The organism is Halomarinibacterium sedimenti, assembly GCF_019312585.1.
Taxonomy (GTDB): domain Bacteria; phylum Bacteroidota; class Bacteroidia; order Flavobacteriales; family Flavobacteriaceae; genus Halomarinibacterium; species Halomarinibacterium sedimenti.
Window position 1 is genome coordinate 971,529 of sequence record NZ_JAHWDP010000001.1, and the last position, 14,189, is coordinate 985,717.

At 36.2% G+C, this 14,189-nt stretch carries 15 protein-coding genes; 13 read left to right on the top strand and 2 right to left on the bottom strand.

Annotated features, from left to right (window positions below; genetic code table 11):
* Nucleotides 1-138: 138 nt before the first annotated feature.
* The 10 genes from KXJ69_RS04605 (at nt 139) to KXJ69_RS04650 (ending at nt 11,414) form a co-directional block, all read left to right on the top strand.
* Entirely contained in the window at nt 139-1,143 is a 1,005-nt protein-coding gene (locus KXJ69_RS04605; protein WP_219051737.1) for an AAA family ATPase, read from the top strand.
* Between the two features lie 63 nt (nt 1,144-1,206).
* Nucleotides 1,207-2,073 carry a DUF58 domain-containing protein gene (locus KXJ69_RS04610; protein ID WP_219051739.1) on the top strand — a complete coding sequence of 289 codons (867 nt, stop codon included), beginning with the start codon at nt 1,207-1,209 and terminating at the stop codon, nt 2,071-2,073.
* Nucleotides 2,074-2,079: 6 nt separating this feature from the next.
* Nucleotides 2,080-3,732 (top strand): DUF4381 domain-containing protein, encoded by a 1,653-nt coding sequence (locus tag KXJ69_RS04615; RefSeq protein ID WP_219051741.1) that lies wholly within the window; start codon nt 2,080-2,082, stop codon nt 3,730-3,732.
* Nucleotides 3,732-4,736 carry a vWA domain-containing protein gene (locus tag KXJ69_RS04620; protein WP_219051743.1) on the top strand — a complete coding sequence of 335 codons (1,005 nt, stop codon included), beginning with the start codon at nt 3,732-3,734 and terminating at the stop codon, nt 4,734-4,736. The genes KXJ69_RS04615 and KXJ69_RS04620 overlap by 1 nt, the downstream gene beginning before the upstream one ends.
* A 3-nt stretch (nt 4,737-4,739) precedes the next feature.
* Complete coding sequence (locus KXJ69_RS04625) at nt 4,740-5,777, top strand: VWA domain-containing protein (protein WP_219051745.1); 1,038 nt, start codon at nt 4,740-4,742, stop codon at nt 5,775-5,777.
* Complete coding sequence (locus KXJ69_RS04630; RefSeq protein ID WP_219051747.1) at nt 5,764-6,615, top strand: tetratricopeptide repeat protein; 852 nt, start codon at nt 5,764-5,766, stop codon at nt 6,613-6,615. The genes KXJ69_RS04625 and KXJ69_RS04630 overlap by 14 nt, the downstream gene beginning before the upstream one ends.
* Complete coding sequence (locus KXJ69_RS04635; RefSeq protein WP_308701027.1) at nt 6,615-8,387, top strand: BatD family protein; 1,773 nt, start codon at nt 6,615-6,617, stop codon at nt 8,385-8,387. The genes KXJ69_RS04630 and KXJ69_RS04635 overlap by 1 nt, the downstream gene beginning before the upstream one ends.
* A 10-nt stretch (nt 8,388-8,397) precedes the next feature.
* Nucleotides 8,398-9,147, top strand: a complete 750-nt coding sequence (locus KXJ69_RS04640; protein ID WP_219051749.1) for a tetratricopeptide repeat protein — start codon at nt 8,398-8,400, stop codon at nt 9,145-9,147.
* 55 nt (nt 9,148-9,202) lie between these two features.
* Complete coding sequence (locus KXJ69_RS04645) at nt 9,203-9,499, top strand: hypothetical protein (RefSeq protein WP_219051750.1); 297 nt, start codon at nt 9,203-9,205, stop codon at nt 9,497-9,499.
* A gap of 64 nt (nt 9,500-9,563) precedes the next feature.
* Complete coding sequence (locus KXJ69_RS04650; protein WP_219051751.1) at nt 9,564-11,414, top strand: SulP family inorganic anion transporter; 1,851 nt, start codon at nt 9,564-9,566, stop codon at nt 11,412-11,414.
* Nucleotides 11,415-11,417: 3 nt separating this feature from the next.
* On the opposite strand, the gene KXJ69_RS04655 is transcribed toward KXJ69_RS04650, so the two are convergent.
* Nucleotides 11,418-11,954, bottom strand: coding sequence for a CvpA family protein (locus tag KXJ69_RS04655; RefSeq protein ID WP_219051752.1), 537 nt, complete (start codon nt 11,952-11,954; stop codon nt 11,418-11,420).
* Between the two features lie 70 nt (nt 11,955-12,024).
* Between KXJ69_RS04655 and KXJ69_RS04660 the strand changes: the two genes are divergently transcribed.
* Genes KXJ69_RS04660 through KXJ69_RS04670 form a run of 3 tightly spaced genes read left to right on the top strand, consistent with a single transcriptional unit; the run spans nt 12,025 to nt 13,850 of the window.
* Nucleotides 12,025-12,381 (top strand): hypothetical protein, encoded by a 357-nt coding sequence (locus KXJ69_RS04660; RefSeq protein WP_219051754.1) that lies wholly within the window; start codon nt 12,025-12,027, stop codon nt 12,379-12,381.
* Nucleotides 12,382-12,427: 46 nt separating this feature from the next.
* The gene (gene pheS, locus KXJ69_RS04665; protein WP_219051756.1) at nt 12,428-13,447 is read left to right on the top strand and encodes a phenylalanine--tRNA ligase subunit alpha; all 1,020 of its coding nucleotides are present in this window, start codon (nt 12,428-12,430) and stop codon (nt 13,445-13,447) included.
* A gap of 7 nt (nt 13,448-13,454) precedes the next feature.
* Nucleotides 13,455-13,850, top strand: a complete 396-nt coding sequence (locus KXJ69_RS04670; protein ID WP_219051758.1) for a hypothetical protein — start codon at nt 13,455-13,457, stop codon at nt 13,848-13,850.
* 74 nt (nt 13,851-13,924) lie between these two features.
* Here the strand turns inward: KXJ69_RS04670 and KXJ69_RS04675 are convergent.
* Nucleotides 13,925-14,189: T9SS type A sorting domain-containing protein (locus tag KXJ69_RS04675; RefSeq protein ID WP_219051760.1), on the bottom strand; the 265-nt coding region annotated here is incomplete at its 5' end.

A 14,189-nucleotide genomic window follows, 5' to 3' on the forward strand; every position in this document is an offset into this window, starting at 1 on the left:
AAGGATTTGAATTTATTTTAATCTTTGTTAGCCCCTTTATTTATAAGAATTTTTAACCAATTGTTAACAGCAATTTTCATTAGAAATAATCAATTTGCGGGTGATTTAAAACCAATGCCATTCTGAAAAAAGAAAACCATGGAAGAAACAACTACGACTCTGGATATAGGAGCCTTAAATGAGAAAATTGAAAAGGAAAGTGCTTTTGTAGACATTCTTTCTTTAGAAATGAATAAAGTAATCATTGGCCAAAAACATATGGTGGAGCGATTACTTATTGGATTACTAGGACAAGGTCACATTTTATTAGAAGGGGTGCCTGGTCTTGCAAAAACGCTAGCGATTAACACCTTAGCCAAGGCGGTTCACGGAAGTTTTAGCCGTGTTCAGTTCACACCCGATTTACTTCCTGCAGATGTTGTGGGAACTTTGATTTATAATATGAAATCTAATGATTTCAGTATTAAAAAAGGGCCCATTTTCGCCAATTTCGTACTCGCAGATGAGATTAACCGAGCCCCTGCCAAAGTACAATCTGCATTACTTGAAGCGATGCAGGAAAAACAAGTAACCATTGGTGATGAAACTTTTGTTTTGGAAAGACCGTTTTTGGTAATGGCAACCCAAAACCCGATAGAGCAAGAGGGAACGTACCCATTGCCAGAAGCACAGGTGGATCGATTTATGTTGAAAACAGTAATTAAGTATCCAAAGCTAGATGAGGAACAATTAATTATTCGTCAAAACCTAAAAGAAGGGTACGAAAAAATAAACCCTGTGGTAACTCTCGACCAAATTAAAAGAGCACAAGCCGCAGTTCGCGATGTGTATATGGATGAGAAGATTGAAAAATATATTTTGGATATCATTTTTGCCACTAGGAATCCTGAAAAATACAATTTATCAAGTATTAAACCTCTTATTAGCTTTGGAGCTTCACCCCGAGGTAGTATAAACCTAGCTATGGCTGCCAAGTGTTATGCCTTTATTAAGAGAAGAGGTTATGTAATTCCAGAAGATGTTCGCGCCATTGTTCATGACGTGCTTCGTCATCGTATAGGGATTACTTATGAAGCCGAAGCGGAGAATGTAACTTCAGAAGACTTAATCAACCAAATTGTAAATGTAATTGAAGTTCCCTAGCAGATTAAAGACCAAGTGTTAAGTTAACTTACCAAAAAGCTGAAACCTTTAGCCTGAAAAAAAGTGGATACAAAAGAACTACTTAAAAAAGTACGAAAGATTGAAATTAAGACACGTCGCCTAAGTGACCATGTCTTTGGTGGGGAGTACCACAGTACTTTTAAGGGACGCGGGATGACTTTTAGCGAAGTTCGTCAATACCAGTTTGGTGATGATGTTCGAAGTATCGATTGGAATGTCACAGCACGCTATAATGAACCTTATGTAAAGGTGTTTGAAGAAGAACGAGAACTCACCATGATGCTTATGGCAGATATTAGTGGGTCTGAATTCTTCGGAACAAAAAACCAATTTAAAAATGAAATTGTCACCGAAATTGCTGCAACCCTGGCTTTTTCGGCAATGCAGAATAACGACAAAATTGGTCTAATCCTTTTTAGTGACCAAATAGAATTATTCATTCCGCCTAAAAAAGGAAAATCGCACGTACTGCGTATCATTCGTGAGTTATTGGAATTTCAGCCTAAAAGCAATAAAACAGATTTGGCTCAGGCTTTAAAATATTTAACAAACGTGATGAAAAAGAAAGCGATAGTTTTTGTGCTTTCCGATTTTATTACCGATGGTTATGCCGATACATTGAAAATTGTTTCGGGGAAACATGATGTTACGGGAATTAGAGTGTATGATGAAAAAGAGGAGCAAATTCCAAATTTAGGGATGGTGCAAATGCTAGATGAAGAAACAGGGGAATCCTTACTAGTCAATACAGCCTCAAAAGGGGTGAGAATAAAATATCATGCGTACTATCGAGAACGAGTAGATGCTTATGTAGATGCTTTCAGGAAAAGTGGTGCTGGTATAATTGATTGTCGTGTAGATGAAAGTTATGTAAAAAAACTGTTGGGATATTTTAAAAGGAGAGGATAAATGAAAATGAAACATTTTATAAATGAGATTTTGTCATTCCGAGCGATAACGCGGAATCTCTTCTTTATAGTTCCTTTTGTTTCTGTATTTTCTCAGGTCACTTCTAAGGTTGATACTACTTTAATTCGAATAGGTGAAGAAATAAAATACACCATACAAGTGGAAGCAGATTCCACAGATTTGGTGCTTTTCCCAGAAGGGCAAAGTTTTAGTCCGCTTGAAATGATAGAATCCTATAAAGTGGACACCAGTTTTGCCGACGCAAAATTTCGTCTAATAAAAAGGTACGGCTTAACCCAATTCGATTCTGGCTCTTACACTATTCCTGTGCAACGGGTAATGATTAATGATCGAAAATTCGATACCGATTCGGTAAGAGTGGAGGTTAGGGATGTCTCTGTAGATACAACCAAACAGAAAATGTTTGATATAAAACCGGCGATTGATGTAAATACTTCAGATTTCGACTGGTTAAAACTATTGTATTGGTTGCTGCCGTTTTTGTTTATAGCAGGTTTGATTTATTATTTCTTCCGAAGAAAAAAATTAAAAGAAGAACGAGAGAAGCAGCTTCCGCCCTATGAAGAAGCCATGGTAGCACTTCAAAAATTGGACGCTACAGAATATTTAAAAGAAAATAAAGGCAAGGCTTATTATTCCTCTTTAACCGAAATTGTAAAAAGATACATCGACCGAGAAGTAGATGACAAAGCACTGGAAAGTACCAGTGATGAATTAATAGAACGATTATTACTTCATAAAGATTCTGGCCATTTTGATTTTGACCAGGAAATGATTCGGAAACTGGATGCAATTCTAAAGCGCGCAGATTTGGTAAAATTTGCGAAGTTTCAGCAGGAACTTTCACAAGCAACGTCCGATAGAAAAACAATTGAGGAAATTATTAACGAAACCCATGAGGCTATTCCCGAACCTACCGAGGAGGAAATGGCAGAGAACGAAGCCTATTTGGAATTACTCGCAAAACGGAAGAAAAGAAAGCAGTGGGTGTATGGAATTTCCTTTGTTATTTCCGCTATAGTTGCTGGATTGGTTGCTTACGGAAGCATTACAGGATTCGATAATTTGAAAGATAAAATCTTCGGAAATGAATTGCGAGAAATGGCAGAAGCAAGATGGTATCGAAGTGAGTATGGAAATCCTGCTGTCATTATAGAAACCCCAGAAGTTTTAAAACGCATTAGTGATAGTGTAGCGCCACAACTTCAGCAGGTCGTTAAGCAAATGTCTGTTTTTTCTGCTGGAGACTTAAGAGAGGCCTTTTTTATGACAGTTTCTACCATGCAATTAAACCCTACCAATGAAGAAATAGATTTAAATGCTGCCTTGGACGGTACCTTAATGGAACTAGATAATAGAGGCGCAAAAAATATGATTATGAAGCGCGAAGATTTTGAAACGGAAAAGGGAATTAAAGGATTAAAAGCCCACGGCGACTTTAATGTACAGGTTTCAGAATCTCGAATGTTGAAAGAAAAAAGTTCTTATGAGTTACTCATTTTTGCACAACAAGGAGGCATACAAACGGTATTGTTGGTATATCAAGATGATGGCACCTATGCCGAGCAAATAAAGAATCGAATTATCGATTCCGTAGAACTAGAAATTACTAACGAAGGCGAAAAACAAGAAAAATAATGTTTACCAATTTTGAATTTGTCAATCCGCAATTTTTCTGGCTGTTTTTACTACTGCCTCTGCTCGTTATTTGGCATATTTTAAAACGAAATAAGCAAACGGCATCGTTAAAAATTTCGAGTATTGAAGGCTTCAAAACGTCAAAAAATTGGTTGGCTAAACTACGTCCGTTGTTGTTTGTTCTTCGTTTGTTAGCGTTAAGCGCCCTAATTATTGCAATGGCACGACCCAGAAATGTGGACGAAAGCACTAAAATTAAAACCACAAGTGGGATTGATATTGTAATAGCGATAGATGTTTCGGCAAGTATGTTGGCTCGCGATTTAAAACCAAATAGACTTGAAGCATTAAAAGAAGTAGCGGCTCGCTTTATTAATGAACGCCCTAACGATAGAATTGGACTCGTTGAATACGCTGGTGAAAGCTATACAAAAACGCCATTAACTAGCGATAAAAGCATTGTTTTGTCCTCTCTTAAAAGCATATCGTATAACACTATTATTGAAGGAGGAACTGCTATTGGGATGGGATTAGCGACTTCGGTAAATAGATTAAAGGACAGTCGAGCAAAAAGTAAAGTGATTATTTTATTGACAGACGGGGTTAACAATACAGGATTTATTGACCCAAGAACAGCGAGTGAATTGGCTGTTGAATTTGGTATAAAAACGTATACCATAGGATTAGGAACCAATGGGATGGCAGTATCGCCCATTGGAATTTTACCTAATGGGCAATTTCAATACGGAAATGTACAAGTAGAAATTGATGAAGACTTACTGAAAGAAATTGCACGAACCACAGGCGGAAAATACTTTAGAGCGACTAGCAACACGAAATTAGAGGAAATTTACGATGAAATCAACAAACTAGAAAAAACTGAAATAGAAGAATTTAAATATAAAAATTACGACGAAAAATTTCGCCCATTAACGCTATTGGCTTTAGGGTTCTTGGGATTAGAATTATTGCTTCGTTACACCCTTTTTAGAAGTTTTGTATAACATATGTATCAATTAGAACAACCTATATTTTTTTATGTGCTTTTGGCCATTCCTGTTTTGGTGGTACTCTTTTTATGGGTGTTGGTTTGGCGCAAGCAAACACAACGAAAATTTGCTGATAGTAATTTATTAAAAAAATTAAGTCCTAATCGGTCTGTATTTAAAGGCATTTTAAAAGTTTTAGTACTTTCATTAGCACTGGCTTGTTTAAGTTTTGCACTAGTCAACCCAAAAATTGGAACTAAAATTGAAACAGTAAAACGAGAAGGAGTGGATGTAGTATTTGCCTTGGATGTTTCAAAAAGTATGTTGGCAGAAGATATTGCACCCAGCCGTTTAGAAAAATCGAAACAACTTATTACCCAAATAATTAATAGCTTGGCAGGCGATCGAATAGGTATTATTGGATATGCAGGGAGTGCTTTTCCGCAGGTGCCAATTACTACCGATTTCTCTTCGGCTAAACTATTTTTAAGCAGCATGGATACCGATATGGTTTCTTCGCAAGGAACAGCTATAACCGAAGCGATTTCAATGGCTAAAACCTATTATAATGATGAAGAGCAAACCAATCGTGTTTTATTTATTATAAGCGATGGTGAAGACCACGAGGGAAATGTTTCAGAAATTGTAGACGAAGCTTCAAAATTGGGAATAAAAATTTATACCATAGGAGTTGGAACGCTACAGGGTGCACCTATTCCAATAAAACGAAACGGAGTACTTCAGTTTTATAAAAGAGACGAAAATAATGAACAGGTAATTACGAGACTTAATGAAGAAACACTTAAAGAAATCGCTTCAAATGCAGATGGGGAGTACATTAACGGTAGCAATACCAAAGAAGTAGTGGAAACCGTAACCGCTATTTTAAATGGAATGGATAAAAAGGAATTTGAAAGCAAGCAATTTACAGATTTTAAAGACCAGTTTCAATGGTTTTTAGGCGGGGCATTATTTTTGCTGATGTTGGATGTGTTATTTTTAGAAAGGAAAACCAGTTGGTTACAGAAGTTGAACTTATTTAATGAAGGAGATTAAGATGAAAAGTATTGTTTTTAAAATAGTTGGGTTGATTCTTTTTTGCTTGGGAAGCCTTTCGGCTCAAGAAAAAAGTAAAGAGCAGATTAAAATTGAAAAAGAAACTCTTAATTATTTAGCTGAAGGCAGCGAAGAACTTTCCAAAGGAGACTTCCCAGATGCCGAAGTAAATTATAGGAAGGCGATTGCAATAAATCCTTCCGAAGAAATAGGGAAATACAATCTTGGAAACGCATACTATAATAAGGCCAAGAACGATGAAGCTATGATGCGTTTTAAGCAAGCGGCTTCTATCGCTACCACAAAACCAGAAAAACACAAAGCATTCCACAATTTGGGGAATACCTTTATGAATGCTAAAGATTATCAAAATGCGGTGGAGGCATACAAAAATGCGCTACGGAATAACCCAACCGATGATGAAACGCGTTACAATTTAGCTTTGGCAAAAGAAATGTTGGAGAAAAATCCGCCAAAAGGGGGGGATGGGGAAGATGACAATAAGGATAAAAAGGAAAACGAAGACCAAAAAGAGGATCAAGAAAATAAAGACGGAGATAACGAAGAAAAAGAAGATAATAAAGATAAAGGAGACCAAAAAGACGATAAAAAAGAGGGTGACGAAGAAGGAGAAAATGAAAAGCCTCAAGAGCCCAAAAAGGAAAATGAAGGAGATCAACCCAAAGATCAAAAACAGCAACCAACGCCAGGACAAATGTCTCCTCAGCAAATAAAAAACCTTTTAGATGCTATGAATAATGAAGAGAAAAAGGTTCAGGATAAAATTAATGTTCAAAAACAAAAAGGTGCAAAAGTAAAATCGACTAAAGATTGGTAATGATGAGAGTAAAAAATAGTTTGTACCTACTTTTATTTCTGCTTTTAGGAAGCTTCGCACATTCGCAAGTTCAGTTTGAAGCTAAATTAAGCAAGAAAAAGTTAGGAGTAAATGAACGACTACGTGTTGATTTTGAAATGAATCAAGATGGTGATAACTTCACAGCACCTAGCTTTGAAGGATTTCGCGTGGTTGGAGGTCCTAACCAAGCCATAAGTAATTCTTGGATTAACGGAAAGCGAAGCTATTCAAAAACCTATTCTTTTTTCCTAGCACCGCAACGTCAGGGAAATTTTACCATTGGGCAAGCTAGCATTGAAATTGATGGTGAAATTTATAAATCACCTCCTGTTTCGGTACAGGTTACTGCCGCAGTAGATATTCCTAAAGACGGCAATAATGCCGATTACCTCGCAAGTGAGAATGTGCATTTGGTCGCTGAGGTTTCTAATGCCAATCCTTATTTAAATGAAGCGATTACGGTGGTGTATAAGCTATACGTTTCTAACGAGGTAAGTATTACGAGTAATTGGAGAGAAATCGATACACCAAAATATGCCGATTTCTGGAGTCAGAATATCGATAATCAGGGTAATTTCAAAATCTATGAAGGAAAGTACAACGGAGAAGATTATCGTTATGTAATTCTTCGTACAACGGTGCTATACCCTCAAAAAACAGGCGAATTAAATATAGAGCCACTTACTTTGGACGTTCCTATTGATGTACGTTCAAACAAAAGAGATCTTTTTGGGCGGTTTTTAATGACTAGAGTGAATAAAACCATTTCGGCAGGAAACAGAACCATAACGGTAAAGCCGCTTCCGCAGCAAGGAAAACCAGACAATTTTTCTGGTGCTGTTGGAAATTTTAGTTTTAAAGTAACTACCAATAAAACCAAATTAGATGCAAACGAGTCTTTAGAATTAAATGTGACTGTAGGAGGAAATGGAAATTTAAAATTATTCGATTTACCTTCGGTAACTTTCCCAAATTCGTTGGAGGTATATGAGCCTACTCGCAATGATAATATTAAAACCCAAACCAGTGGGATGACTGGTACTGTTTCAGAAAATTATACTGTTGTACCTCAGTTTAAAGGAAATTATCCGTTACGCCCAATTACCTTTTCTTACTTTGACCCTAAAACAGAAACCTATAAAACACTTTCCTCTCAAGAAATTGTTATTGAAGTTGAAAATGGTCCCGTAACAGCCGTAAAGGAACCAACTACATCTAATAGTAAGCAACCAGTTGCGTTGGAGTCTGATCAATTTAAATACATAAAATTAGATGCCAATCTAGAGCCCATTAAAAAAGTGAATTTTTTTAAATCGAAGCTGTTTTGGGGAATTATGGCAGCTCCTTTTATTGTAATTCCTTTATTTATTTTAATTGGGAGAAGAAGAAGAGCACGATTGAATGATGTAGAAGGCAATAAGTTAAGACATGCCAATCTTTTGGCTAAAAAATATTTAGGTGAAGCCAAGAAAAATTTAAATAATAAGGACACCTTTTACGAATCGTTAGAGCGAGCGCTGCATAACTATTTAAAAGCAAAATTGAATATTGAAACTAGCGAAATGTCTAAAGAGCATATTTCAAAGTTATTAGGGGAAAGAAATGTGAATACAGAAGTGGTGTCCCAATTTATTGGGCTTTTAAAAAGTTGTGAATTTGCTAGGTATGCAGGAGTATCACAAGGATCTATCCAGAAGGACTATGATACGGCGGTGCAGACCCTTTCAAGTATTGATAAACAATTTAACTAATTTTTGAGTGATGAAAAAGATGATTTTTATAGTAGTTTTCTTCATTTCTCTTACTGGGAATACTCAAAATAATGCCCTTTTTGAGCAGGGAAAAGAGCAATATAGAGCCGAAAAATACCAGGAAGCCATTAATAATTGGATGAAGATCATTGCCAATGGAGAGCATTCTTCAGCATTGTATTTTAACGTTGCCAATGCGTATTATAAGCTTAATCAAGTTGGACCGAGTATTTATTATTATGAAAAGGCTCTTCAACTTTCACCCAATGATTCAGAAATAAAAAACAACTTAGTTTTTGCACAGAATGCTACAGTAGATGCTATTGAGCCGTTACCTCAAACGTTGTTTGCAAAATGGGATGCAAAGCTATCTAAACTTTTAACTTTTAATGGGTGGGCTTGGACCAGTGTTTTCGCGGTAATTTTATTTATGCTGTTGTTTTTGGGGTATTACTTTTCGTACCAATCACAGAAAAAAAGGATGTTTTTTCTAGGGTCACTACTATCCATATTTGTCATTTTAACTGGGCTGATTATGGCGTTTAGGACGTTTCATAAAGCCGAAAATAAAAAGGAGGCTATCGTTTTTTCAGAAGTTTCAGAAGTAAAGAATGAACCGAGATTAAGTAGTGAAACAGCATTTAAATTACACGAGGGCACAAAGGTGAGTATTCAAGTGGTTGAAGATAACTGGTGTAAAATTCTGTTGGCAGATGGTAAGGATGGATGGATTATACTAGAAGACATTAAAGAACTTTAATGTTTTATTAATAAATTTCTTTATTTTTAAAGGTAAATTAGCCAAAATAAAATTTTTGAAATCAAAAAGCTTTTTTTTCCTTTTTCTTTTTGTTGGGTTTCTTTTGACTCCAACAACATTACTTATCATCGATGAGCGAGTGGATACCACCTATGTTTTTTCTATGACTGAAGAGGAAAGCAATAAAAATGTTGAGCAATTAGCCTCTATGTTTAAAGTTGTGTATATCTCTACTTTCGATGAATATTCTATTTATAAGTCCTCGTTGGAGAAAATGGATTCAAAAAACAAAAATTTAAATCTCTCAAAGATTTATTTTGAAACAGTCTCCCCCCCTCCAGAGTTTTCTTAGGATTTTTCAATTAACTTTTCAATTTGCCATATTGGCAACTAACCTTATTTAAAAAAGCATTTTTATGTTTAAAAATATATTTACAAATTTTCGAGGAAATTTTTTAGGTGGAATCACCGCTGGAATTGTAGCATTACCTTTGGCACTTGCATTTGGGGTGCAGTCTGGATTGGGGCCTAGCGCAGGTCTTTATGGGGCCATTTTCATAGGATTTTTTGCTTCTCTTTTTGGTGGAACAAACACTCAAATCTCTGGACCTACGGCTCCTATGACGGCCGTTTCTATGGTTATTATTGCAGGAATAATAGCTGCCAACGAAGGAGACATAGAAAAGGCATTGCCTTATATATTATCTGTTTTCTTATTGGCAGGTCTATTTCAAATAGGACTGGGGCTTACAGGGATTGGGAAATACATAAGGTATATTCCTTACCCGGTTGTTTCAGGATTTATGACTGCTATAGGGGTAATTATTTTAATTACCCAAATTCTTCCTTTGGTTGGATATTATACCAAGGATGATACCGCATATATAAATGAATTTAAACCTCAAGCAGAGGAGGTGTTATTGGACAAAATTTTGAAGGATGAAGCTGGCGAAGGGATTTTGGTTTTAGAAGATTTTAGGGAAACGGTTAAACGAGCCGAGAAGATTACAGAAGAGGAAATTATGGCAGAGTCCACGACCCTTGCAAAAAGTGCAAGTTCAGGTGTTATAGGGACTATTAAGACACTTCCTAGAGCAATGAATAATATTAATTGGTTAGAATTAATGCTGGCATTGCTTACCATAGCTATTATTTATGGGTTCAAGTATATCACTAAGAAAATACCCAGTACTTTAGTAGCGCTATTTGTGGTCTCCTTTGGGGCTTATTTCTTAAAATTGGATTATCGCCCAATTGAAGAAATTCCTGCGGGAATCCCATTACCCAATTTTGAAATATTCACAGAGTTTAGTTTTGCAGCCTTATCACCTTATATACTTACGGCGTTAACTCTAGCCTTTTTAGGGGCGATTGATTCTTTGCTTACATCTGTAGTGGCAGATAACATGACAAAAACCAAACACAACCCCAATCAAGAGTTAGTAGGTCAAGGTATAGGTAATAGCATAGCGGCAGTTTTTGGAGGTATTCCAGGGGCAGGAGCTACTATTCGTACAGTAGTGAATATAAATGCTGGGGGAACTACAAAACTTTCTGGGATGATTGCTGCTATACTCTTATTAGTTGTATTACTCGCGGCAGGACCTGTAGCCTCTCAAATTCCTGCAGCGGTTTTAGCAGGTATTTTAATAACTGTGGGTATTGGTGTTATGGATTATAGGGGGTTAAAAGCGATTCCTAAAATGGAAAGAACTGAAGTCGTTGTTATGTTGGTAGTTTTAATCCTATCAGTGTTTTGGAATTTAGTATATGCCGTAGGAATAGGATTTGTATTGGCTGCTGTAATTTTTATGAAGAAAATTGGAGATGTAACAGCAGTAAAATCTAAAGTAGTTCAATTGGATAAGGCAGACGAATTAGACTTGCCTTGGAAGGATGAGGTAAACTTCCCAGTAGAATTAAAACCTAAAGTTTTTGTAAAAAGATTAAAAGGCCCCCTATTTTTTGGATACACTTCAGATTTTCAAGAATTATCGAAAGAAATTCCTACCCAAGCAAGTCACGTGATTATAAGGATGGCAGAGGTACCTTATATTGACCAATCTGGGCTTTATGCTATGGAAGAAGTGCTTTTAGATTTAAATCAGAGAAATATTCAGCCTATTTTCGAAGGGCTTCAGGAACAACTCCAAGCTAAAATGGAAAGTATTGATATCATTCCAGATTTAGTTCCAAAAGATTGCTTGTTTCCAGATTTCAAATCTGCCATGGTGTATATTAAAGAAGTTGTTACCAAGGATAAATAAGGATTATTCAGTAACCGAATTATCTTCAGTCTCAGGGGTTTCAGGAATAATTTTCTGAAACTCCTCAAGGACTGTTGGCAATATCCAAGGAGCAATAGATTCAATGTAAGGATAAACAATTGAACTTTCTTTTTTCTCTTCAGAAATCATATAACCCGTAAGATTGGATGAATTAAAAAAGAGAAAGACGACGCTTAAAATAAATGCATATTGAAGGGTAGAAAACACCCCTCCCAGAAGTTTATTCAGTAATCCTAAAGCGGTAAAATCTGCAATTTTGGTTAAGAATTTTCCAATAAAATTCAATATAAAAACAATGAGTAGAAACGTAACTGCAAACGAAGCCCATTTGGTTGTTTGTTCGCTCCAATCAAACCATTTAGAAATATAACTTCCCGCATAATCTGAAAAGTATACCGCACCATAAACACCCGCAACTAGACCAATAAGCGAAGCAAGTGTTACAAAAAACCCCTTTTTAAAACCTGAATAAAAGGCAAGGAGTAAAATAATTCCTAAAATAATATCTACACTATTCATAGTTGGGCTACTATGGGTAAAGATACTATTTCTTATAAATTATAAGTAAATACTCTTACTTTTGCACCCAATGGCAAGAGACGAACAATTAAAAATAAAATGGGAAGCAGTGGTCGAGCTGCTAAGCAACCGTTTTGCAGATGGCGATCGATTGGATTTGGATGCTATTATATACTTAGTAGGTCTGCAGGAATTAGGGCAATTGCACCGTAAGTTTAAAAAGGATGAAAAAGTGAATCTCATGCACATTGCTATTTGCAGATTACTTGAACCCTTTGGTTACTACGAATTCGATTATTTTGATGAACAGGGATGGCCTCACTATAAAATTTTGGAGCAATTGCCCCCTTTAAAGGCTGGGGAGCAAAGTGTCCTTATGAAAGAAGCCATTGTATTGTACTTTTTGGAAAAGAAAGTCATCGAATAATTCTTCAGAAAGCACTATTTTTGTGACCTACAACCCATAGGATGTTATGATAGATAAGATAAAAGAACATATTGCCGAAGTTGAAGCATTTACTGCAAAGACTAAAGAGGAGGTTGAATCTTTCCGAATAAAATACCTAGGAAATAAAGGACTTTTAAAAGAGTTTTTTGCCGAATTTAAAAATGTGGCAAATGACCAAAAAAAGGAATTTGGACAAACGATAAATACCCTTAAAAGTAAAGCCGAAGAAAAAGTAATTACCTTAAAGGAATCTTTTGAAGGGAAAGAAGAAATACAAGGAGTGTATGGCGACTTATCACGTCCTGGAGAACCTATTCCTCTAGGGTCTAGACATCCAATCTCACTTACAAAAAATAAAATCATCGAGATTTTTTCAAGAATAGGATTTAATGTTTCTGAAGGACCTGAAATTGAAGATGATTGGCACAATTTTACAGCTTTAAATTTGCCAGAATACCACCCTGCTAGGGATATGCAGGATACATTTTTTATTCAAACAAATCCAGATATTTTATTGCGTACGCACACCTCATCGGTGCAAGTACGTTATATGGAAAACAACAAGCCACCTATAAGAACCATTTCTCCCGGTCGAGTGTATAGAAACGAAGCAATTTCGGCGCGTTCGCACTGCTTTTTTCATCAAGTAGAAGGATTGTATGTGGATAAAGGCGTAAGCTTTGCCGATTTAAAACAAACGCTTCAATATTTCACGACGGAAATGTTTGGCAAGTCGAAAATTAGACTTCGCCCTTCCTATTTTCCGTTTACTGAACCGAGTGCAGAAGTGGATGTGTATTGGGGACTTGAAACTGAAACCGATTACAAAATGACAAAGGGGACAGGATGGTTAGAAATTATGGGTTGTGGAATGGTGGATCCCAATGTGCTTGAAAACTGCGGAATTGATTCGGAAGAATACTCGGGCTTTGCCTTCGGCATGGGAATTGATAGAATCGCATTATTACTTCATCAAATTCCAGACATTCGAATGTTAAGCGAAAACGATATTCGTTTTTTAGATCAGTTTAAAAGTTCTCTTTAATTTTTTTGTGAGAAGGGATATTAAAATACCTGTTGTTAAGGATGTCTATGTTGTAGCCATACGTGAATACAATGAGGACTTTAGAACCCACGATTGGAACGCTTATATTGTTAATAATGGTAATGAACCACTGGAAACTGTTTTAATTGTTTCTGAAGGAAGTGACGACACCCAAATAACTTCCAGAATGAGGCATTCCTTAAAGTTACTTCCCGCCAAAAGCTTTGCCAAAATTGAATTTTTGGAAGACAGCGTTTTACCATTGAATAATTACTTCACCATTACTTACTTTATTGAAAATAAGCTTTTCGATAAGCGTTTTGAGTTTCCTGCTAATTGTATTATTGAAGAAAATGCGGTTACTATTCCGGTTATGAAAACTGTAGGTGTTTTGGCAAGATAATTTATAACACCTTTATAAAACACAAAACCCCCTCCATTTCTGGAGGGGGTTTTTCTATTAAAGATATAGGTTGATTATCTTCTAATCAATCGTTTTACTGTTTGTGCACTTTCGCTTTGGATCTGTACCATGTACACTCCTGAAGCTAAGCTAGAAACATTAAAGGTTCGCTCTGTTGCCATACCACGTAAGTCAACCTGTTGTACCAATCTTCCATTGGCATCATAGATAACTGCTCTCTCCAACTGGATGTTAGAGGTGTTTGATATCGTTACCTGACCATCGGTTGGGTTCGGGTACATAGCAATGGCGTTATCCAGTGCAATGTCATCCTTGCCA

Excerpts from the sequence above, each read along its gene's own strand:
- KXJ69_RS04625 (WP_219051745.1), top strand. The coding sequence starts at position 4,740 with ATGTATCAATTAGAACAACCTATATTTTTTTATGTGCTTTTGGCCATT.
- KXJ69_RS04620 (WP_219051743.1), top strand. The coding sequence starts at position 3,732 with ATGTTTACCAATTTTGAATTTGTCAATCCGCAATTTTTCTGGCTGTTT.
- pheS (WP_219051756.1), top strand. The coding sequence starts at position 12,428 with ATGATAGATAAGATAAAAGAACATATTGCCGAAGTTGAAGCATTTACT.
- KXJ69_RS04650 (WP_219051751.1), top strand. The coding sequence starts at position 9,564 with ATGTTTAAAAATATATTTACAAATTTTCGAGGAAATTTTTTAGGTGGA.
- KXJ69_RS04635 (WP_308701027.1), top strand. The coding sequence starts at position 6,615 with ATGATGAGAGTAAAAAATAGTTTGTACCTACTTTTATTTCTGCTTTTA.
- KXJ69_RS04630 (WP_219051747.1), top strand. The coding sequence starts at position 5,764 with ATGAAGGAGATTAAGATGAAAAGTATTGTTTTTAAAATAGTTGGGTTG.
- KXJ69_RS04655 (WP_219051752.1), bottom strand. The coding sequence starts at position 11,954 with ATGAATAGTGTAGATATTATTTTAGGAATTATTTTACTCCTTGCCTTT.
- KXJ69_RS04640 (WP_219051749.1), top strand. The coding sequence starts at position 8,398 with ATGAAAAAGATGATTTTTATAGTAGTTTTCTTCATTTCTCTTACTGGG.
- KXJ69_RS04660 (WP_219051754.1), top strand. The coding sequence starts at position 12,025 with ATGGCAAGAGACGAACAATTAAAAATAAAATGGGAAGCAGTGGTCGAG.
- KXJ69_RS04615 (WP_219051741.1), top strand. The coding sequence starts at position 2,080 with ATGAAACATTTTATAAATGAGATTTTGTCATTCCGAGCGATAACGCGG.
- KXJ69_RS04605 (WP_219051737.1), top strand. The coding sequence starts at position 139 with ATGGAAGAAACAACTACGACTCTGGATATAGGAGCCTTAAATGAGAAA.